This window comes from Parendozoicomonas sp. Alg238-R29, assembly GCF_947331445.1.
In the GTDB taxonomy this organism is placed as follows: Bacteria; Pseudomonadota; Gammaproteobacteria; order Pseudomonadales; family Endozoicomonadaceae; genus Sansalvadorimonas.
On sequence record NZ_CAMZOG010000080.1, the window covers coordinates 1 to 20,259 of the forward strand.

The window sequence follows — 20,259 nt, forward strand, 5'->3', positions numbered from 1 at the left end:
TCCAATTACACGACAGAAACCGGTGCTCAGAAGTATAGTTCATGCACCAACATGTATTGTGAACAGAGCCGGTTAAACGGGTGTCACCACAAACGACTGCAGTTTTTTCAGAGTAAAGGAAAGCACTGCGCTGGAGCAAAGCGGCAATATTCTGCATGTTGGAACCTGACTTTTCTTGTTCTGTTTTTATTGTTGTTATTTATCTTCAGGGAATCACAGCACTCAGAAACCTGACCGGCTACTGGAAAACAGCTCTCTGCCCCTATCAACGAGTATACGGATACAGTTATTCGGAGCCACTCGTTTGCAACAGAGTCATAATGATTCCTTCAGTTTTTTTATTTTAAATATTGAATTTGTACTGAACGGTCAGTACAAATTAAAGAGAGGCAAAGAAAGAGTCAAGCCAGACAAACAGAAAGTCACAAGTTTTGACGTAATGACCTGATAACCTGAACAACACAGCCACCCCGACAGGGGAAGAAGAACGATATGATCACACTATCCGGTATCACCTTTACTCTCCAATGACGGTAACTGCCAACCGCATTAACAAAATAAGGCAAAGATTTATGCAAGTATCAGCCCCCACAAATGTTCGCAAATACCGCCGGGGAGAAGAGAGCAAACAAAAAATTCTGGAAGCCACCATCAGTCTTCTGGAACAGTATGATTTGAAAGCCCTGTCACTGGATCGTATCGCCAAAGAGGCGGGCATCGCCAAAAGCAGTGTTCTCTGGCATTTTGGCAGTAAGGAAATGCTGGTAGCTGATGCTATACATCAAGTATTCCAGGAAATTGAAAGCTCCGTTCATGATATGCAGCTCGGCCACCTGCCAGTCCTGAAACGACTGGAAGCCATGCTGGATCATATTGTCACACTTATAGAGAAGCGTCCCAAGTTGAAGGGCATCATTCTGGGACTGGTATTCAGCTCTGATCTGAGCGACCCCGTACGGGAGAAAATCTTCGTTACCTGGCAAAGTCACCGGCAAGAGATTATTCGTACATTATCCGATGACACATTCACTGTAACAGACGAAATGGCTTCCGCCCTACTGGGTATGATTCATGGTTGCTACATTCAATGGGCCATTGGCGAATTCAAACAACCCCTACGACCCATTGTACAATCAGTCACCCAGCTTCTGCGCACCCTAAGAAACCTGTAAATAAGCTGATACGCTTACCTGACCACCACCTAACCTCAGCCACGACTCGTAGACTAAACTGACGACACTGGCTTTCTGCCCAAGCGAGGGTGACGTCATGCCTAAAAACAAAGTCCAGTTCCAGAAAGGCTTGTCCCTGCCAGCATTCCTGCCTCAGTACGGGCTGGATTAATACAATAAGTGCAATCATCCTTTGTCTCGACACTATCATTTTGAAGTGGGTAATGACCTTGATCCCGATGATTTTATCTCTCATTATTTAACGGAATTGGGGTTTGAAGGTAATTGCAAAGAATTTTTATATATTTCAGCGAAATATATTGCTCAAAATCCTGAAAATCCTGAAAATCCTGAAGAGCCTGGCTTAACGTTTGAAGATGGGAGCTACTCAGAAAATGGTGGCGCAAAAACGTTAGAGAAAGGTAGCCAAAGCGGTGGTTTTTATATACGAGGGCCTAATAATATGTACAGAGAACTCATTTAATGAAGGTCTAAGAAATGTATGGACTTCCCCTCATTTTCCACAATTATCAGTATCCATAGTGGTGCAGAGCTTTGAGTCACTGTGAGTTAACAGCATATCGACTGATTGAGAAACTGGCCAAACATTGGGTTTGCCAACTTAATCGCTGAATAGTTCCATTGTTATGTGTTCTTACTTTATGGTTAGTTTAAAGTTATTGGTCTTAGTCATACTCTACATGAGTTAATGCGTATGGTGAAAAAGCATGGAAGCAATAGCTGATGAAATGGCAGTAAAGTTTAAAAAGATAAAAGTATCTGTAGATGATCGATCACAGGTTTGTTTTCACGGTATGTCAGTTGACAAAATTCCAAGTTTTTCAGAAATGACCTTGCCTATAGAGAAAATTATTTCCCAGCATGCATACACTCGTGTTTTTATGTCAAGGTGTTTGACTGAAAGAAAGTGCTCTATTGCAGTAAAGGAGTATGATTTTAAAAAAAGTTGCTTTAAAGAAGATTATTTAAAAGAACTCTTCCTAAGAGAGGTAAATGGATATATGTTGTTAAATAAAAATCCACATAAAAATTTCACTGCATATTATGGGAGTTTTTATAATGACAATAAAGGAACTATTACTTTAGAACTCTCCGATATAGACTTTTGCGACTTTTTAAAGGAATGTATGCATACGTTATCCATTTTTCAGTGGAATGAAATATGCTTTCAAATATTAAGCATTAATGAGAACTTTGAAACGGTTGGGATTGTGCCAGATGATTATGGATTCGGGAATATGGTTTTTTCATATAAAGATGGAAATGTAAAATTAATAGATCTGGAATTCTATGCGCTTAATGCTGAGTCTTCTGATTTGTTTAATAAAGGTTTAGATCGTGCTCTTAAGTTAACAGGAATTGAATTGTTATTTCTTCAGCTGAAAATAAAATGCCGTGAAGAGAAGAAGGATTTCGAACAGGTACGTATGTACTTTTTTGAAAGCTATCAAAAATGTCCCCGAGATCCATTTAGTGAGAAAAAATCTGAAAGTCTAGCTTGTGATGAAAAAATATGGCATAAGGACGTGGATGAAACAACGAAAAGAGCTCTTGCATCATGTTTTGTAACACAGCCAAAGGGAGAAGGATTTAACGCAAGTAGAATATTCTCTCAAAGACATTTCATACAAAAGCGGGATGAACTAAAGCATACTCTCAACACATAAAGCTTCCTCAACCTTTCCCCCTGAAGTCGCATCAAAAGTAGCAACAGGCTCTTTGCCTGATTTTCAGAGCATGAAAGCTGGATTGATTTCAGCAACTTCCTCAGTGGCTCCTGTACGCCGCTCGCAAAGAATAACCTGATTACCATCTACTGATCAATCCAAACCATAGGTAACTAGTATCTACAGGCATACGCCGTATGATATTGGCGGAAGAAACCTGCCACTGTTTTTGGTGAATTCTGGAGCGGCTTCATCGTCTTTCGTATCAATCGAATGAAATTCTCTTTCGACCTGTGGGCAACTTTGCCCAGCTTCTGCTTCAGATAGCTCCAAGCTAATTCATCAGGATTCAGCTCTGGCGAATAACTGGGTAACAAGTGCAGGCCAAGCAGACGGGGCTCTTTCTCTACAAACTGGCGCACTGATTTCGCTCTATGGGCAGGGTGTCCATCAGTGATGATAATCACAGGCTTACGAACACTACTCAGAAGGCTTTTCAAAAAGCGAATAAAGGCCCACTGGTCAAGTTTTCCCGTAAATGTTTTGTACCGCAACAAACCTTCAGAACTTACGGCGGAAATAAGGTTCAGTCTGTGCCGGGCTCCTGTCACCCTGACCGTGGGTGTCTGACCACGCAGCCCCCAGGTTCTTCCCCTGTGGGCTTCTGATTTGGCTGTAGACTCATCAAGAAAAAAGATAATGGCATCTTCCTCATCAGCCTGAGTGCGGATAGCAGGGTAATCGTCTGTCAGCCACCGTTCGACTTTTTTTGATCCTGTTGCCAAGCTCCCCAACGGGGCTTCTGTGGTGAGAACCCCATACTTTTTAGCAAGCGGGAAACGGTGTTGTTGGCGTATTTCACATCAAACTGCTGATGAATCACTGCAGCAATGATGGCGCAGGTCCATAATGTTGTCTCGTAGCCAAAATCCTGAGGGGTTTTCATTCTCAGAAGCAGACTGAGCTGGTCTCGTTGTTCTTTAGCGAGTCTGGGGCTTTTTCCCGGTTTGCCTGTTCGGGTCTTGAGGCCATCAAAACCGTCCTGTTTGTAACGGTTAATCCATTGATGAACGATTTTTCGGGAAGTTCCATACTTATCAGCCATGGCCGGTGGACTCATGCCATTGAGCCAGTCTTCGATAGCCCTGAAGCGGGTTTGCTCTCGCACTTTATGGGAAATTTTACGACCGTCGACTTTGCTCATAACACCTCACTACAACTGCGGTGAGGATACCATACGACAGCAGTTGTCTATAGTTAGGATGCATAGGATGCATAGGATGCATAGGATGCATCAGTAACCTCAGCCACGACTCATAGACTAAACTGACGACACTGGTTTTCTGCCCAAGTGAAGGTGACGTCATGCCTAAAAACAAAGTCCAGCTCCAGAAAGGCTTGTCCCTGCCAGCATTCCTGCCTCAGTACGGCAAAGAAGAACAGTGCCGCGATCAATTCTTTCAGTAGCGTTGGCCAGACGGCTTTGCATGCCCCCTGTGTCACTGCAAAGAGCACTGCATCCTCACGACTCGTGAACTGTTCCAGTGCAACCGATGCCATCATCAGACTTCTCTGACGACGGGCACCATCATGGAATCCACAAAGCTACCATTTACGGTCTGGTTCCTGGCCATGTACCTGATGACTCAGACAAAGAACGGGATCTCAGCTCTTGAGCTATCGAGACAGCTGGGTATCTCTTACAACGCCACATGGCGACTGAAGCACAAACTCATGCAGGTTATAAAAGAGCGCGATGACAGTCGCCCCTTGCAGAGTACGTCCAGATAGACGATGCGTATTGGGGCAGTGAAAAGCACGGAGGAAAGCCAGGGCGGGGCTCCGAAAATAAACACCCGTTTGTTGCTGCCGTGGAAACCAATGAAGAAAACCACCCGCTCTCTATGCGATTCAGCATGGTGACCAGTTTCAGGAAAAATCTCTTGTCTATACTCCACGGGCCTGATGAGTCATAAAAACCGTGGAGATTGCAGCATGTCCAGTCACAAAGCCGCTCTCGTGGCCAAGCTCAATGGTATTCTCGAACATGAGCTGGCCGGTGTTGTGCGGTACACCCACTACAGTTTTATGGTCTTTGGTTACAGTCGAATCCCTATCGTAGGATGGTTGCGCAGCGCAGCGACGGAAACTCTCACACATGCTTATGAAGCTGGAGAAATGATTACACATTTGGGCGAGCATCCTTCCATTGGCATTGGAGAACTACTGGAAACCTCCCAGCACGACATTCACAGTATTTTGATCGAATCCCTGCAGTTTGAGAAAGATGGTGTAGCTCTCTATTACCAGCTTCTGGATCTGGCGGAAAAGGAAAAATCGGTGCTGATTGAAGAATATGCCCGTCGATTGATCGCCGAAGAAGAAGGACATATTGGTGATATCGATAAGATGTTGCGGCAACCTGGAGAGATTGCCAGCGTTATTTGATTGCTTAAACCGTGCAGGCTGTTTGTCGTGAGCAGTCTGCAAACAATTCCCACATAACCATGCTTTAACAACCGCACATTATGTTCTGCCAGTCGCTCTAAAAATTCTTCATCCAGATCAAACATCTCTTTCTCTCTGGCTACCGGCTCTATAAGAAAAAGAAAAACTGTCAGGCTAATCAGAGATAACCAGGCCAGCTACGGATCAACCCCGTCATCCAGGGATTGGGACAGATTGATTGAGTGGCGAATTTCTGGATTGGGTGCCATGACACGATAATACGTCCGTAACACCTGCACCATACTGCCGGCGCTGGAATCAGAAGCGGCCCTATAAAGCTGTTCCCTTATCGGCAGAGTCACTTCCGCCATCATGGCTTCAAACAGACCATCTTTATTACCAGAGTAGTAACGAGTCAGGGCAGCGTTCACCTCTGCCCGGTTTGCCAGCAATCGGGTAGTCACTTTCTCATAAGGCATGACGGCAAAGAGTTGCCGGGCACTGTTAACAAGACGGATACGTGCATCAGAGCCACCTTTGGGACGCCCTGCAGCAGCCATAGAATCTCCGCAAATTCATCATCCGGTGAATATTCTACGAAAGACCGGAAATAACTGGCAGGGCATTAATTCTGCTAATTTCATCGTTTGATGAATTATGGAACGGGCAAACTGACAATAATCTCTCTGGCCACCCCGACAGCAATAAGTGTTACGAGCATAATGACTGTTGAAACCCAGCCAGCCCATGACGACCGAAGCCACCCGGTTATACCGATTGCAACCAGAAAAACCAGAACGCCTGCGGTGGCTCCAGTAGTACTGAAATTTCTGATATAAACCACTTGTGCAATTAAAGGCTCAGTAAACAACTGGACACCCGCAAGCCGCAAAATCAGGGATACATCCACATAGAGCGCAAGCAGAAACAACAGTGCGCTGATGGTAAACAGCAGAAAGCAAAAGGTGGCAAGAGGTCTTGGATCCCTCCCTCGAATAACCTGCACAGCTATAGAGAGTGCAAAGCCACACATCAGGCTGCTGATATAAGCAACCTGCCCTGTTCTCAGCTCCAGAATTTCACTCATAACGACTCACCGCAAACAGGCTCAAACAAGGCCTCAATTATGGGGGAAGATTTACCTTAATTGAGCTGGTGGTCGTCGTTGCGATGATTTCGATTCTGGCAGCCTACCCCATGACAGAGTTCGAGAAAAACGCTGGCCAAACCAAAATACGAGAAGCGATCAGCCTTGCGGAAGGTGCGAAGGTGCGAAGGTGCGAAGGTGCGAAGGTTATCGTGGCGTATTACTGTGTAACCGGGAAGCTTCCTCCTGCTGGTGAGGCAGGAACAGCAACCAACGTTAAGAATGTTAAGTGAGTGCATACGCAAAGATGTAATGATTGAATTTACTTTGGTTACGATTCTTTGCGTTTTTGCGAAAATAATATTTTCTCTTCCCATTTTCGTTATCGACTCCTTGCCCTTCCTGCACATATCGTCTTGTCAAAATTCAGTGAATCTTCTTCTCTGCTCTCTGCGTAACCCCACTGACCAGAGATGACAAGCGGTAGTAGTTTCTCCATGCACAATGTTATTGCAGCCCTGTCCAACAACCACAACAGGCTAAAACAGCATCTCTCCATTGCTGTTATTCATGGTGGAAATAAATATGACGAAGGCAGCTGTTTCTATAAAACACACAATCCCAGAGCCACCAAAAGCTATGAATCTGTCGCCCAACAGATTGCAGAAGCCCTGCGCAACGCTGGTTATCGCCATGTAATCACTCTGCCGGAAAATGCCCAACTTCTCGAACAGCTCCATAGTCATGGCATTGATATTGTGTTCTGTAACAGTGGTGGCCTGCAGGGTTATAACCCCATGTCACACCTTCCGGCCATACTGGAAATGGTTGGTCTTCCTTACGTGGGACATAACCCTCTTAATGCCACCCAACTTGATAACAAACATCTGTTCAAACAGGCACTCACAGATCTTGGCATTCCCACTCCTACATTTCTTGTATGCCATAACTGTAACCAAAGCTTTGAAGAATTTAAGGCCAGAATAGAACAGCGTTTTGGCCAGAGTAACGGACCTTATATTGTGAAACCGACCTCTGGCAGAGCGTCCATTTATGTCAACTACGCAAAAGATATTAACGAAGCCTGGCTGTTAACTCAGGAAACCATCAAAAAAACTTCACATACAGTTTTGGTAGAAGAGTACCTGCCGGGGCGTGAATTTGTTGTCGCAGTCGGCGGCCCTATTGTCAAGAACAATAACCGACTGAATGCTCTTGATACCCCTTTTGCCTTTTCAGTCATTGAAAGAAAGCTTGAAGACAATGAATATGTTTTCACCTCCATGGATAAAAAAGCGATTTCATCCAACAGGCTGGTGTCCGTCGATAATGAAGAGCTTATTCAGAAAATAAATCTCTTGGGTCAGCAGGTGCATGCTGGCCTTTGCCTGCAAGGGCTGGTTCGCGTTGATATTCGCATGAATGCTAACGGCCAGCTCTCAGTCATGGAAGCAAACCCCAAGCCTGACCTGACCCGCCCCGGACCCCACAAAACCAGCCTGGTTTGTCATGGCCTTCCAAAAGAGCGGATGAGCTATGAAGAGCTGATCGAGTCACAGCTTCTTAATGCTATCAGCCTGCGCATGAAAACTCTGCCAGATTCCATGCCACATATCTGCAGGTTACTTCACTAATGGTTCAACACCTGCAAACCAACCTGTGTCACTGCATCCGATTGCTCAGCGTTTGCGTATTAATAAGTATTGCAGAGCCTGGCTACAGCCAGCTTCCGGTGTTTCCCTATTGGTTTGGAGTGAAAGATGATATTACCTCGTGGTCGCTTAATTTTGCCGAGCAAGGCAAAACGTCGCCAACTTCTGAAAAGCAGATACTCTTTATCTATTCCAAAACCTCGCAGGCTTATGATCAGGCTTTTGTAACCATTGGCCGGTCGTTCCAAAAGCACCGGATAGATGCCAGCTATACACTGGTCAATAACCGTACTGCGCCAGAGTTAACCGAGCAGCTGATGATGGATGACAAATTTGACCTGATATTTATTGCTGGGTCTTCCGCCACCGCAAAGCTCTACAAAAAGTATCCTCAACTGCAAACACCCGTAGTCACAGTCACGGCAAAAGATCCGGTCATTCTTGGCTTAATTGATAGCTATCAGCCAACCGTTGACAGCTATGCGTTTACTTCACTGGATATTCAGGCCAGCAGCCTTCTGAGCTATTTGCAAACTCTGAACCCTCAATTAGCAGCTATTGGAATTCTGTACGGAGAAAATAACAACAGCGCCCTGAAAACACAGGTGCAACCTCTTGTGGCTGCCGCAGAGTCTGCAGGTATAGACGTTAAGACTCTGGCAATTTCACAGGTCAGAACAGAAGACAGCATTCAACAAAAACTGCCAGATGTTGTTAAACAATTCAGAAACCGTTCAAAACACAAAGGAAACTCTCTGCTCTGGATAACAGGGAGCACAGTTCTTTTTCAACATCTGGATCTTATTGATGATCTGGCAGGTAACACACCAGTAATCACCGCTGTTCCTGATTTAGTCAGCTCTAAGCCATTTAGCCCAATGCTGGCTATAGGAACGAGTTTTACCAGTAATGCAGCTCTTGCTGCACTTTACGCGCGGCAAATACTGAATGGTTCTGTTACACCAGACCAGTTACCGGTTGGAGAGCTTTCACCGCCGGATATAGCTATAAACTTTCAAAAGGTTCAGGAGTCCGGCTGGAAAGTCCCGGTCCGCATGTTTGAGCTGGCCACCATTCTATTTAACAACAATGGTCAGTTAGTACAACAAAGGTCAGTTAGTACAACAAAGGGGAATGCAGGTTGAACAGACAAGGTAATAAGCTGGCCGCTTTGAGAGTCAGCGTGCTGTTGCCGCTTATGCTGTTCACAACAGTGGCCGCTTCGGCAGAGAGAATAAAGCTGGCAACCCAGGAGTGGTCACCTTATCAGACATCAACACCTTCAGGACAGGTAAGTGGTATTGCTATCGATCGGGTGCGCTGTGCGCTGGCGACTATGCAGCAGCCCTACCAAATTGCCTTTATGGAATGGAGCAACGCCCAGCTGAACGTACGCCGTGGTGAGTTTGATGGCTTTTTCCTGGCTTCCAGAAACGAGGCACGGGACAAATATGCAACGTTGTCGGCTCCAGTAGCCCAGCAGAGTTGGGTTCTCTACAGCTTTCAGGACACCGCCAGTGACCTGTTTGCCACCATGGATTACAAGGAAAATGTCAGCATTGCCGCCACGTTTGGATCAGGTAAATGGTTCTGGCTGATGAAAAAAGGTTACCGAGTCGACAAATACCCGAAAGATACCCGTCGTCTTGTAGATCTTCTTCTCGATAGAAAGGTCAGTGCAGTTCTGGAGACCCGTCTGGTTATGGAAGAAGAGCTGGCACGCCGAGGAATCAAGCTCGATATCTTCAACCAGCTGGAAATACGCAGCAGTGACCTAGGCGTCTATTTCAGCAATACCTTTCTGCAGAACAATCCCGGCTTTCTGGAAAGCTTCAATCGTGCACTGTCACACTGCCGCACACAGAAGGAACAGCCATGAGCCTACAACTCCAGGTCATTCATATTCCTGAAGGGGAGTTACTGGCAGACACTTTCTTTAAAGTTGTCAGTTCCGGGGGGCTTATCGGGCGGGCACCAGATTGCACGGTTTCCCTGCCAGATAATAGCCGTATGATTTCAAGCCGCCATGCCCGGCTATTGCAGGAAGACGATAAGTGGCTCATTGAAGACACAAGTATCAATGGACTGTTTATTAACCAGTCAGACAGACCTCTTGGACGTAACAGACGACACACTCTGGTAGATGGTGACATTCTTACCTGCGGTGAATACCGTATACAGGTGAACCTGTTCTCTCCAGAAGTCAGCCTGACTCCTGGATCACCACTTCTCTCTTTTGAGAGTGCTGAGCCAGAGATTGATGAGGATGATCCTTTTGCGGACTCAGCAGAATCACAAAAACTTTCTGGCACTAAACCTCCTGCTGCTCTGGATGACCCATTCACAAACCCAGTAGCCAGCGACTCCCAAAATTCATCTTTGCCAATACCGGAAGATATAAGCCTTTCCGCTAGTGAATCTTTCCTGTCTCAGCCTTTGCCTACTGAAGAAAAGGATACAAGGCCAGTAAAGGTTACATCAGACAACCTAATTAATGTGCTTGAGCAGGAAAGTGATGATGTACATGGCATCCAACCCGTGGACGTTATTGCTTCATTGCATCAGCCTGTTACACCTTCAGAGCCTGCTAAACCTTCAGAGCCTGCTAAACCTTCAGAGCCTGTTACCGCACAGACCCAGGACAACACGATGGTGCAAAACCCACCAACAGCATCTGTGCGAGCTCGCACCTCCAAAGCTTTACCGACTTTCACAGCGCAGACTGGTAGTGAACTTTATCGCCTTCAGGAAGAGAACCAGCACCTGCGGGAGATGTTGAAGAAAAAGAGCCGCCTGCAGAAAAAAATGATCTATCACTGCATGGGAGAAGCTCTTGAGCAGACACTGATGGATTTTTCACCGTCTTATCTGGAAAACCTGTTCGACGACTACTCCACAAAAAAAGATGGTTGGCTCAAGAAGCGAGATAACTGGCAACTATACAGCCGTCATTTCAAGCGGGTTATGAAAGAACAGACGTTACGACTGACGTTTACCGCCCGTTTCCAGGATGCTATGCGTAAGCTTCAGGAGAAAGATACATGAAACTCTTGAACGCTCTTGTCATCACAGTGCTGGCAGCGTTACTGCTGAGTGGCTGCAGTATTTTCTCGGGGTCAGTAGATCAAGTCAGTCAAATTCAGAACAGCGACACCACACTGGAACTATCTCTGGAGGCTGGTTACGACCTGAACCCCAATGACCGTGGAGAAGCGTCTCCCTTAATCATACGACTCTATGAACTCCAGGCTGCAGATTTGTTCTCCCAAGCAGATTTTCTGGATCTGTTTGATCAAGACTCTGCTGCACTCCAAGACAGCCTGATCAAAATACACCGCATTCCGGCCCAGCGCCCAGGTCAACGAACTCAACTCTCGATCAACCTTGATGCTGCCACTCGCTATATCGCTGTGCTGGCAGAGTTCTCTCGGTATCTGGATGCCGATGCCCGGGTTATTGCCCCCGTTGTTCAGGGCACCCGCAATATCGGCCGTCTGACGATGGATGACAACAGTCTTTTTCTGCGAATTTCACCCGAACGGAATGCCATTGAACAAGCCCAGGACTGGTGGAGTCAGAAGCTGAACAGCATTCCCGGTATCGCAAATCCCGGCGCAGAAAATCCGGAACCAAATCACTCTTCTGGTCAGCAGTAACCGGATAACAAAGCATGGAATTCGCCAATGGATAATAATCGTACCGTATGGCATGAGGGTATGTTTCTCAGCCCCCAGCATTTCCAGCAGCAGGAGCGCCACCTGGAATCTTACAGCCGTCAGCTGGTTGCTTTATCTGCGGGAAAGCCGACTGGTTTCTCTGAATTAACTATCGACCTGGAACAGTTGTCTATCGGGCATTTTATGCTGCGCCGGTGCAGTGGCATTCTTCCAGACGGAACACCATTCCGTTGCGAGAGCGCCATTGTTCGGAAAGTTGAAACACCAGAACCCGGTTCTCTGATTTATCTGGCTCTGCCAGCCGTTCGCCCAGGTACTGTCGATACCAGCTCGGAAGATGAACAAAACTCAGGAGCTTCGCGGCATCTCAGTTTTGATCGTGAGGTCTACGACAGTGCGGATCGGGACAACGACCCTGTTTCACTGACTCTTTCACGTTTGAACCTGAAGCTCTTGCTGGCAGATGAAGAGCCCGACACACATATACGCCTGCCAGTTGCCCGTATACAAGAGAAACAAAATGATGGCCGCCTGCTGCTGGACTCAACATTCATTCCCCGGTGCCTCGACTATCGCAGCAGTCAGTTTCTAAAAGAACAGGTGCAAAATCTGCAGGCACGCATGAGAAGCCGAGCTGCCGCAATGGCTAACCAAATAGGCCCTCACGCAGAACAGAAAAGCGTTCACACCATGCAGCTGGAATACCTGTGGCTGCAGGCTCTGAATCGCTACTCTGCGCGTCTGACCAGTATTGCAGGCGGTGAATGCCTGCGCCCGGGAGAGCTTCATCGGGAGCTGGTCACCATGGCTGCTGACTTATCAACCTTCACCACAACACTGGCTCCTGAGTTTCAGAACTACAACCCTGAAGAGCCCTATCAATCCTTTGCTCCGGTTTTAACGGCACTTCAGCAAAACCTGAGACAGGCACGCAACGAGAAGATTCTCTCTCTACCATGGGATGACAGCTTATTCTCACGTCGTCGCTTATTGCGCACAATGGTAGAAGATCGTTCACTGTTTAATGATGGCCGCTTTATCTTGGCAGTTACCAGTTCCCTGGGGCCTGGTCGCTGCCGTGAATTGTTCCCGGCAGCGGCCAAGCTTGCAGGCCACCAGCGCATTGCCGAAAGAGTTCGAGGTGCTCTATCTGCAGTGTCATTAACAGCGATGCAGATTCCTCCTCTTGAGCTGAAAGCCAGGGCAGATACGGTTTACTTTGAAGTGGATACCAGCCATGAACTCTGGCAGGAGATTATCTCCAACCAGGATGCCATTGCTCTCCACATAGATGAACAGATACCGGCCGACAGCAAAGTCGCCCTGTATGTGGTGAGGTAACATTTATGGGACAGGTATTCAGTTTTCAGCGCAGCGACACAGTTCCCCGGCACCAGGATGCTGTACAGGATCAGTCGTCGGCAACATTTGCTCACAAAGATTTTGCTGACGAACCCACTTCGTCGGCAACGACACAAACACGCCAGAACTGGGGAATCCATGGTCATGCCAGGGAAGAGTTGAATGACTTTCAAGCCAGCAATAACAGTTTGATTAACCTGTCGGCTGAACTGCTTGCTTTGCTGGTCACCCTGCCACAGCTCCACCAGCCTTTAAGTCTGGCAGAGTTTCGTGAAAACCTGGTCAACCAGGTGTCAGCCCTGAATAACCGTGGACGGCTCTGTGGTCACCCACAAAGCCTGATGGACCGTTGCTGTTATGCACTGTGCGCATCCCTGGATGAAGGTATTAACCAGACACCCTGGGGCAGAAAGGCAGCATGGGAAAATCACAGTCTGGTCAGCCGTCTGTTCCAACAGCGAAATGGCGGCGAAGTCTTTTTTGTGCTTTTAGATCAGGCTCGCCAGCAACCGGAACAGCAGTCTGAACTTCTGGAGCTGATGTATGTTCTACTGCGTATAGGATTCAAAGGGCGTTATCAGCATCAACCAGACCCGGCTCTGACTTCTTATCAAAACAACAGTCATGACTTAACCCGGCTGTGCGCAGAGCTTTACAGTGAATTAAGCAGGGTGCGCCCTGCAGCTAAAGAACGTCAGCACCCTCCCGTTAATCGAAGCTGGAAGCCTTTACGGCTGTTTCGAAAAACGCCCTGGTTGATTTTGATTCCAGTTCTTTTACTGGCTGGATACGGCGTCACCGCGTTCTGGATTAATGACTACAACAGTCAGCCACAGAAGTTAGATTCATTGCAGAACTGGGTAAGGCCCGGACCAGGCATGGGTACCATCTATAACAGCACAGCGGACGATATGGAGCAGTTTCAACCATGAGTTCCCTGAAAAAAAACCTGACTATAATTTTAATCATTTTACTTTGCTTCTCCCTGTTTCTAATCTGGGCTGGTTATTACATATGGCCTGAAGCCCTATCTGGATTAGAACAACTAAGCACCCGGGTTGAGCTTTCCTTACTGATTATTGGTGTACCCGCTCTGCTATGGGCTCTGCTTTATGGCATCAGCAAATGGCGCCAACACCAGCATCGTCTGCAGCAGAATCAGGAACTTCAATATCTGCGCAGAGAGAAGCAGCGCCTGAACCAGAACTGGAAAAAGCTGCTCAAACAACTCAAGACACAGCCCGGTGGATATAACTCCTATTCACTCCCCTGGCTGGCCATGCTTGGTGACGATACCTCTGGAAAAAGCAGCTGGCTGCAGCAAGCTGGTTTTGAGCGTGTCACGTCCCTTACCGAAAGCGACAATGAACGTGAAACAGACGATATTGTCTTCTGGATCAGTGAACATGCCGTTGTTCTGGAACTTGCCGGACATTATCTGGAAGAAAACACCAGTGAACTGGATACACCGATTCTTCAGCACCTCTTTTCTTTACTGAAAGGTTACCGCCCCCGCCAGCCTTTAACAGGAGTGCTTGTGGCCCGCTCGGCAAACCAGTTGATTGTGCATCAGCCTTCCTGGTTGCAGGAACAGGCAAGACACCTGCGTCGCCGACTGCGTGAGCTGGATACCATGACAGGGATAAAACTACCCGTCTGGTTACAGGTTACACAGTGTGATCAGCTGGAAGGATTTCAGGCCTGTTTTAATCAGAGTTGCAGTACCGAACGCAGTATGCCTCTTGGCATCAATCTGCCCGATGGCTATCAACCTGACGTTTGGCAACAGGCGTTTAAGGAATTACAGCAATCACTGACAACTCGCCTGACCGAACTGTTACACAGTGAGAAAGACGTTACCGAACGTCAGGCAATAACCCGCTTTCTTCTGCAGCTCACCCTGCTACAGGAGCGTATCAAAATCAGTTTTGATGAGCTCTATGGTAATCGTCATCACGCACCCGTTGCATGGATTGCCGGCGTCTGGCTAAGTTCTGCAGCGCAGGCAGGCAACAGTTATAACCTGTTGGCCAGCGAAATCAGCCGCAGCTGGGGTTTTCAGAACCAGCGCCAGCAACCCCAGCGGCTGGGCAACAACAGCTATTTTATTCGTAGTTTCTTTCCGCGGGTCGCGCTGCCGACACTGGCCGGTGTCGAGGAAAATAACCTGGCCCGACACTTCTGGCAGGGCAAAGTACTGGGTGCTGCAGCACTGACAACTCTACTACTGGCAGGGAGCGCTCTGATTCTGTGGGAAAATGTCGTTTACAACCAAAATCTGCAGGCTTTGACAACAGAAGAGCTCAATAACTACACCACAGAAATCAATGCTCTGGGTACAAACGCCGATATTGCAGACCTCATTCCACCGTTGCTGCGACTTCGTGAATTAGTACAGACCTTTGAACAGCCTCGCTCCCCGATGCTGGATATCGGGCTGTTTGATCACCAGGCTGCTGAGAAGGTTCGCTACGTTTATATTAATCAGATGCAACAACGGCTATTTCTGCCTCTTGCTGAACGCAGTCAAGATACTCTCTCAGCCTTTGTTCACCTGGGTAATAACGAAGAAGTATTCCACAATCTTTTGCATTATCTGATGCTGTTCGATGCAGATATTCGCCAGAACCAGGAGCTGAACAACTATCTCGCTGACATGCTCGCAGACCGAGAGGAGCTGCCCGAAGGCACTGAGGGCTACCTATTTGCCCTGCTTGATGACCTTTGGTCAACTCAGCTGGACAACTTCACTCCTGACAGCAACCTTATTGCCCAGGCTCGCAGTGATCTAAGCCAGAGAATCGATAATCAGCTGGTGTATGATTTTATCCGCGCACAACCGGAACACGCCGGTAAAATCGATATCCGTAACCGTTTGGGTGAGAACTTCACCAGTCACTTCCGGTTCAATGATGGCTTTGATAGATATTATCTGCCGGTCATTTTCACCCGGGAGGGGTATGGCAGGCTCGACCTCACCTCGGATTCCGAACTGATAAAAAAGGCCGTTGCCAACCTTGCCCGGGTTAAAGGCGACAACCAACCTTTATCTCTGGCCGAACGAAACCGCATAAGTGGCAAGGTTCGGGAACTGTATTTCCTGGACTATATCCGGATCTGGAAAACCCTGATCAGTAATATTTCCCTGGTGCCTGGCCATGGTGTGGATCAGCAGTTAGAGCTTCTGGAATCCCTTTATCAGGGAGACACCCCGGCCCTGTTTGATCTGATCGCTGCCATTGCCGATCAAACCCAGCTGGAACCTGAAACCGAAGAGGAGCCCTCCGACCCGACCAAGAAACTGTTGGCTAAACAGGCTGAAAAGAAAGCTGCCAAAGCTCTGGGGTTGAAAGGTGCCAGCAAAAAAATTGCCAAGAGTGCCAGCCGCAGCGCACTGGCAAAGCTGCAGAAACAGCGTACAGCTGCCATTGTTGATGAAACATTCCGCACCTATGCCACATTTTATGCAGATCGGGGAGATGCCTATACTGCTCAGCTTGATCTTCTCTACAGTGAGCTGCAGGCCATCAGTGCACACCCTGACAGCAACCAGGCTTATTTTGACAGTGCGGTAAAACTTGCCAAAGGTGAAGGCAGCAGTCTTCCTGAACTGCAGCGTCTGGCAAAACAGGAAAGAACGGCAGCCGGTGTATGGCTCAAACAACTGACTCATGCTTTATGGCAGGAATGGCTGGCAGGTGCTGGTAACCATATTCAGGAGAACTGGCACTCAGGCCCTTGGAATACCTGGCAAAACCGTTTCTACAACCGCTTCCCCTTTGCCAAAGATGCACGAAGGGAAACCAGATTGGGAGACTTCGTCGAATTCCTCCGCCCCGATGGAGAGCTGGATCAGTTTATCAATCATTATCTTGCTCCCTTTGTTGTCTACAGCCAGGAAAGGGGCAACCGACACTGGCAGCTGCGCACTGTGAATGGAGCAACGCTGGCTCTTAACCAGGGATTCCTGAAACAGCTGGCACAGGCAGACCGAATCAGTGACGCCTATTTCAGCGCCAATGGTGACCTGGATATCAGTTACCGCATGCGGGCACGACGACTGAGCAGTGATATCACCACTTTCAACCTTCGGGATGGTAACGGCAACTTCAGCTACAGCCACGGACCACTGCGCTGGCAAGAAAGACACTGGCCTCAGGATTCAGCAGAGATTCTCTCTTTGAACTTTTCCAACAGTGGTCTGCAACTTGCCCGTAACAGTTATTCCGGTCCCTGGGCATGGCAGCGTTTTATGGCCGACAGCAGTTTGTGGGAAGGTAACGGTCAAATGCAGCTGACCTATGGACTGAAAAAGTTCGATATTACTCTGGAACTCGAACTGGATCGCCGCAGTAACCCTTTTGATCCGGCACTACTATCGAGCCTGAGCCTTTCATCCAGAATTATTACTATCCCTGCCATCAATAAAGTTTCCAAGGACAGCTTTGCCTATGCAAGATAAGAATATCACGGCCCAGAAGGATTTGGCTGAAGCAGGGTTTATTGCTGGTCGCTTCATGTGTGGCTCTCCCCTGGCCAAAACCCGATACGCTCAGGTTTACCAAGGCTGGGATCGCCATTCCGGCAAAAGCCTTATTCTCAAGAAACTGATTGAACCCACTCCCCGCAAAGTTGCTGCTTTGCGGCGGGAAGGTTCACTACTGCAATTACAGTCTCATCCTGGTCTGATTAGCGGAAAGGGATACCTTAACTGGCACGAGCAGCACTGGCTGGTTATGAATCCCGCTCAGGGAAGCCTTTTGCTCGATCTCTTAAAAGCTGGCCAGGTTTCTTCCTGGTCTGAATCCCTTTGCAGGAGAGTGGTGACCAATCTGGCCGAAGCGCTGAACAATCTCCATGACAATGGCTGGATACACGGAGATCTGAAACCAGATAATATTTTTGTCGATGCCGATAAAGGAAGCATCCAGCTTATCGATTTCTCTGCCACACGCCTGTTTGGTGAAGAATATACAAACCCTTATTACACTCCGGAGTGGCAGCACCCGGAAATAGGCAAAGATGAAGCTGATGAACAGATTGATAACTACGCTTTAGGTCTTCTGATCTGGTGCTTATGGACGGGGGGGCATCCTTTTGCTCGTTATCAGGCGGTTAACTTCAATAAACCGCCTTTGCCATGGCCCCTGAAAAAAGGCAACTGGTTGAGTGGTTTCTGGCTTCGACATAAGTTGAAAACAAGAAAATCTCTCACTCTGGTCGATCTGGAACAGCGTTTTGGCATTGGCAGAATGCTCAAATACCAATGACCGACTCCTCTTATCGCCTAACAGTCTGTTCTACCGGATGCATCTGCAGATGCACATAGGGGAATAGACCACATAAAATCTGTTTGAAAATATTTCTGAAACAGTTCATCAGAACCTATCAGTTTGAAGAACCATTCCCACTGGGGCGCCCCATTGAAGCTTTGTTGTTTCTTGTTAAAAACGTCTGGATGATATTTTCCCGATACATCCAAGGCAGCTCTCGCATGGCAGGTTAAACAACTGGATGTTGTCTGAAAGCCAGCTTCAGTCACGGAATTACCTAGAATCACAGGCCTGCCATAAGAGTCCGTGTAATCGGTCATAGCTCCAACAAGCCGGTAATTGGTAATAATTTCCACCAAAGTACGAAACTTGTCATCGTCACTTGAACTTTGGCGAGCCATGCCCAACAGCTCTTCGCTATAGTCAGAGCCCGGCCCGGAAGGGTACCCAAAATTATCCTGTGCCTTCAGGTGTCTGTTAAAACAAGGGTTATTTCTATGTTCAAACGTTGCCCACGTCCAGCCAGGTAACTGCTTGGTAGCAACATGCATGGAAACCAGCTTCCAAAGCTGGTATTTGCCGTCACGGGCAGTAATAAAATTGCCTATATCTTCTTTGCTGTCTGTTTTCACCCAACTGGTTTTTAGTTTGATACTCCCTTTGGGCATAACTATGCTTTTGCCATTCTTCAGGAATCTGACAACTCCTGCCTTATGCCATAAATCATTGTCTCTAAGAAACTCTGAAAGGGTTTCATTAAAGAAAACCATATCTTTTGAGTCCATTTGGCAAAAAGAATCTGCCCTACCATTGTTTAACTCTGTTCCCGAGAGCCGGATGTGCTGCTGTCTGGACTCTTGAGGATGAAATGTTTGTCTGGAAACTTTTATCCAATGGTGCTGAAAAGAAAACACCGCTTTACGCTCTTTCCAGGGCAAGTTAAGAAATGAAAAGTTTCTGGCCTCACGACCGACAGGCTTTACCACCTGTAGAAAAGTCATCCATGCCTGCATGGCAGGAAAACGTACGGCTTCATTCTCAAAACCCCTTGCAGGATAAGATTTCATATCTGCATTTTTTTCAAGGATAGCGGCCGGGCGTGCACAACTATCAGATGGTCTTAACCCTGGCTCCTGCCCCCTCTTTTCTACCGGAGTGCTAGTGGTAACTCCACACTTGTTGGCCGGATAATGGCTTTTTACCGCTGAGCTGTTAACAGGAAAAATTGTGAAGAAAATGGCAAGCGAAACAGGCAACAAAGCTCTTATCATTGATTAAAATCCGTTTTAATAAATGACTGACAGGACTAATGAATCTAGCACATTCGAATAATAAACAACCAACAAGGCGTATAAAAAACGGCGATAACTCATAAAGCTATCGCCACAATTGTACTAAGGCTGTACTAAGGCTGTACTAAGGCTGTACTAAGGCTGTACTAAGGCTGTACTAAGGGACGTTCTCAATCAGACATCGAGCCCAGCATTCTCGAACGATTTAGTGGGCTCAAGGATTCAAAGACATTCCATCATCCCAAATAAAAGCAGTAGAAAATGTAAGTCTGTTAGGTGGCATGATGCATGCCCTCTCTGAATGGTGTAAATACAGTCACTGCTGTCCGGTTAAAAAAATCGAGAAAGGCGTGAGATGCCTGTCTTTAGTGGTTTGCGGTAAAATAGCGGTTGTCGAGACAGCTATTTCACAAAACAAAAAAGACAGACATGAAGCATCATAACAGCGTTTTCCAACAGTTACTCAAAACAATCCCACGTCACCAGTTTCAGAAGGTCGTTGATCGCCACAACGGGGATCATCGCATCAGAACTCTGTCATGCTGGACTCAGCTCGTTGCTATGATGTTTGCTCAACTGGCCAGCCGGGTTTCCATTCGGGATCTGGT

At 47.3% G+C, this 20,259-nt stretch carries 18 protein-coding genes and 2 pseudogenes; 15 read left to right on the forward strand and 5 right to left on the reverse strand.

The genetic code is table 11. The features are described 5' to 3' along the window. Nucleotides 1-572 precede the first annotated feature (572 nt). The 3 genes from QMA35_RS17005 (at nt 573) to QMA35_RS17015 (ending at nt 2,860) form a co-directional block, all read left to right on the forward strand. Nucleotides 573-1,172 carry a TetR/AcrR family transcriptional regulator gene (locus QMA35_RS17005; protein ID WP_281648349.1) on the forward strand — a complete coding sequence of 200 codons (600 nt, stop codon included), beginning with the start codon at nt 573-575 and terminating at the stop codon, nt 1,170-1,172. A 193-nt stretch (nt 1,173-1,365) separates the two neighbouring features. Beyond that, entirely contained in the window at nt 1,366-1,656 is a 291-nt protein-coding gene (locus QMA35_RS17010) for a hypothetical protein (RefSeq protein WP_281648350.1), read from the forward strand. 244 nt (nt 1,657-1,900) lie between these two features. Then, complete coding sequence (locus QMA35_RS17015; RefSeq protein WP_281648351.1) at nt 1,901-2,860, forward strand: serine/threonine-protein kinase; 960 nt, start codon at nt 1,901-1,903, stop codon at nt 2,858-2,860. A 173-nt stretch (nt 2,861-3,033) separates the two neighbouring features. On the opposite strand, the gene QMA35_RS17020 is transcribed toward QMA35_RS17015, so the two are convergent. Then, on the reverse strand, nt 3,034-3,645 hold the full coding sequence (locus QMA35_RS17020) for an IS630 family transposase (RefSeq protein WP_281648352.1): 612 nt from the start codon (nt 3,643-3,645) through the stop codon (nt 3,034-3,036). Further along, nucleotides 3,609-4,064 (reverse strand): winged helix-turn-helix domain-containing protein, encoded by a 456-nt coding sequence (locus QMA35_RS17025; protein WP_281648353.1) that lies wholly within the window; start codon nt 4,062-4,064, stop codon nt 3,609-3,611. Before QMA35_RS17025 ends, QMA35_RS17020 begins: the two co-directional genes overlap by 37 nt. A 161-nt stretch (nt 4,065-4,225) precedes the next feature. On the opposite strand from QMA35_RS17025, the pseudogene QMA35_RS17030 reads away from it, so the two are divergent. Both QMA35_RS17030 and QMA35_RS17035 read left to right on the forward strand, forming a co-directional pair. Continuing rightward, nucleotides 4,226-4,782: pseudogene (locus tag QMA35_RS17030) on the forward strand (IS1595 family transposase); the annotation flags it as partial. 73 nt (nt 4,783-4,855) lie between these two features. Then, nucleotides 4,856-5,308, forward strand: coding sequence for a ferritin-like domain-containing protein (locus tag QMA35_RS17035; RefSeq protein ID WP_281648354.1), 453 nt, complete (start codon nt 4,856-4,858; stop codon nt 5,306-5,308). A gap of 197 nt (nt 5,309-5,505) precedes the next feature. Here the strand turns inward: QMA35_RS17035 and QMA35_RS17040 are convergent, their stop codons facing one another. Continuing rightward, nucleotides 5,506-5,868, reverse strand: a complete 363-nt coding sequence (locus tag QMA35_RS17040; RefSeq protein ID WP_281648355.1) for a helix-turn-helix domain-containing protein — start codon at nt 5,866-5,868, stop codon at nt 5,506-5,508. 95 nt (nt 5,869-5,963) lie between these two features. Continuing rightward, nucleotides 5,964-6,395 (reverse strand): hypothetical protein, encoded by a 432-nt coding sequence (locus tag QMA35_RS17045; protein ID WP_281648356.1) that lies wholly within the window; start codon nt 6,393-6,395, stop codon nt 5,964-5,966. Nucleotides 6,396-6,445: 50 nt separating this feature from the next. On the opposite strand from QMA35_RS17045, the pseudogene QMA35_RS17050 reads away from it, so the two are divergent. From QMA35_RS17050 to QMA35_RS17095, 10 genes and pseudogenes are all read left to right on the forward strand, one after another. Continuing rightward, nucleotides 6,446-6,688, forward strand: a pseudogene (locus QMA35_RS17050) (type II secretion system protein); the annotation flags it as partial. 180 nt (nt 6,689-6,868) lie between these two features. Then, nucleotides 6,869-8,029, forward strand: a complete 1,161-nt coding sequence (locus QMA35_RS17055) for a hypothetical protein (protein WP_281648357.1) — start codon at nt 6,869-6,871, stop codon at nt 8,027-8,029. After that, nucleotides 8,029-9,192, forward strand: a complete 1,164-nt coding sequence (locus QMA35_RS17060) for an ABC transporter substrate binding protein (RefSeq protein ID WP_281648358.1) — start codon at nt 8,029-8,031, stop codon at nt 9,190-9,192. Before QMA35_RS17055 ends, QMA35_RS17060 begins: the two co-directional genes overlap by 1 nt. Further along, the gene (locus QMA35_RS17065; protein ID WP_281648359.1) at nt 9,189-9,926 is read left to right on the forward strand and encodes a transporter substrate-binding domain-containing protein; all 738 of its coding nucleotides are present in this window, start codon (nt 9,189-9,191) and stop codon (nt 9,924-9,926) included. Before QMA35_RS17060 ends, QMA35_RS17065 begins: the two co-directional genes overlap by 4 nt. Continuing rightward, complete coding sequence (locus QMA35_RS17070; RefSeq protein ID WP_281648360.1) at nt 9,923-11,092, forward strand: FHA domain-containing protein; 1,170 nt, start codon at nt 9,923-9,925, stop codon at nt 11,090-11,092. Before QMA35_RS17065 ends, QMA35_RS17070 begins: the two co-directional genes overlap by 4 nt. Beyond that, nucleotides 11,089-11,703: a type VI secretion system lipoprotein TssJ gene (tssJ, locus tag QMA35_RS17075; RefSeq protein WP_281648361.1), complete on the forward strand. Its 615-nt coding sequence runs from the start codon at nt 11,089-11,091 to the stop codon at nt 11,701-11,703. The genes QMA35_RS17070 and tssJ overlap by 4 nt, the downstream gene beginning before the upstream one ends. 27 nt (nt 11,704-11,730) lie before the next feature. Next, on the forward strand, nt 11,731-13,065 hold the full coding sequence (tssK, locus tag QMA35_RS17080; RefSeq protein ID WP_281648362.1) for a type VI secretion system baseplate subunit TssK: 1,335 nt from the start codon (nt 11,731-11,733) through the stop codon (nt 13,063-13,065). Between the two features lie 5 nt (nt 13,066-13,070). Further along, the gene (gene icmH / locus QMA35_RS17085; RefSeq protein ID WP_281648363.1) at nt 13,071-14,018 is read left to right on the forward strand and encodes a type IVB secretion system protein IcmH/DotU; all 948 of its coding nucleotides are present in this window, start codon (nt 13,071-13,073) and stop codon (nt 14,016-14,018) included. Further along, nucleotides 14,015-17,548 (forward strand): type VI secretion system membrane subunit TssM, encoded by a 3,534-nt coding sequence (tssM, locus tag QMA35_RS17090; RefSeq protein WP_281648364.1) that lies wholly within the window; start codon nt 14,015-14,017, stop codon nt 17,546-17,548. Before icmH ends, tssM begins: the two co-directional genes overlap by 4 nt. Beyond that, complete coding sequence (locus tag QMA35_RS17095; protein ID WP_281648365.1) at nt 17,538-18,356, forward strand: protein kinase family protein; 819 nt, start codon at nt 17,538-17,540, stop codon at nt 18,354-18,356. Before tssM ends, QMA35_RS17095 begins: the two co-directional genes overlap by 11 nt. A 17-nt stretch (nt 18,357-18,373) precedes the next feature. Here the strand turns inward: QMA35_RS17095 and QMA35_RS17100 are convergent, their stop codons facing one another. Beyond that, nucleotides 18,374-19,630 (reverse strand): hypothetical protein, encoded by a 1,257-nt coding sequence (locus QMA35_RS17100; protein WP_281648366.1) that lies wholly within the window; start codon nt 19,628-19,630, stop codon nt 18,374-18,376. Between the last annotated feature and the right edge of the window lie 629 nt (nt 19,631-20,259).

What these genes read in the sequence shown, in the direction of transcription:
- QMA35_RS17045 (WP_281648356.1), bottom strand. Translation starts at nt 6,395, where the DNA reads ATGAGTGAAATTCTGGAGCTGAGAACAGGGCAGGTTGCTTATATCAGC.
- QMA35_RS17015 (WP_281648351.1), top strand. Translation starts at nt 1,901, where the DNA reads ATGGAAGCAATAGCTGATGAAATGGCAGTAAAGTTTAAAAAGATAAAA.
- QMA35_RS17100 (WP_281648366.1), bottom strand. Translation starts at nt 19,630, where the DNA reads ATGATAAGAGCTTTGTTGCCTGTTTCGCTTGCCATTTTCTTCACAATT.
- QMA35_RS17070 (WP_281648360.1), top strand. Translation starts at nt 9,923, where the DNA reads ATGAGCCTACAACTCCAGGTCATTCATATTCCTGAAGGGGAGTTACTG.
- QMA35_RS17025 (WP_281648353.1), bottom strand. Translation starts at nt 4,064, where the DNA reads ATGAGCAAAGTCGACGGTCGTAAAATTTCCCATAAAGTGCGAGAGCAA.
- tssK (WP_281648362.1), top strand. Translation starts at nt 11,731, where the DNA reads ATGGATAATAATCGTACCGTATGGCATGAGGGTATGTTTCTCAGCCCC.
- QMA35_RS17005 (WP_281648349.1), top strand. Translation starts at nt 573, where the DNA reads ATGCAAGTATCAGCCCCCACAAATGTTCGCAAATACCGCCGGGGAGAA.
- tssM (WP_281648364.1), top strand. Translation starts at nt 14,015, where the DNA reads ATGAGTTCCCTGAAAAAAAACCTGACTATAATTTTAATCATTTTACTT.
- QMA35_RS17055 (WP_281648357.1), top strand. Translation starts at nt 6,869, where the DNA reads ATGACAAGCGGTAGTAGTTTCTCCATGCACAATGTTATTGCAGCCCTG.
- tssJ (WP_281648361.1), top strand. Translation starts at nt 11,089, where the DNA reads ATGAAACTCTTGAACGCTCTTGTCATCACAGTGCTGGCAGCGTTACTG.
- icmH (WP_281648363.1), top strand. Translation starts at nt 13,071, where the DNA reads ATGGGACAGGTATTCAGTTTTCAGCGCAGCGACACAGTTCCCCGGCAC.
- QMA35_RS17060 (WP_281648358.1), top strand. Translation starts at nt 8,029, where the DNA reads ATGGTTCAACACCTGCAAACCAACCTGTGTCACTGCATCCGATTGCTC.
- QMA35_RS17095 (WP_281648365.1), top strand. Translation starts at nt 17,538, where the DNA reads ATGCAAGATAAGAATATCACGGCCCAGAAGGATTTGGCTGAAGCAGGG.
- QMA35_RS17035 (WP_281648354.1), top strand. Translation starts at nt 4,856, where the DNA reads ATGTCCAGTCACAAAGCCGCTCTCGTGGCCAAGCTCAATGGTATTCTC.
- QMA35_RS17040 (WP_281648355.1), bottom strand. Translation starts at nt 5,868, where the DNA reads ATGGCTGCTGCAGGGCGTCCCAAAGGTGGCTCTGATGCACGTATCCGT.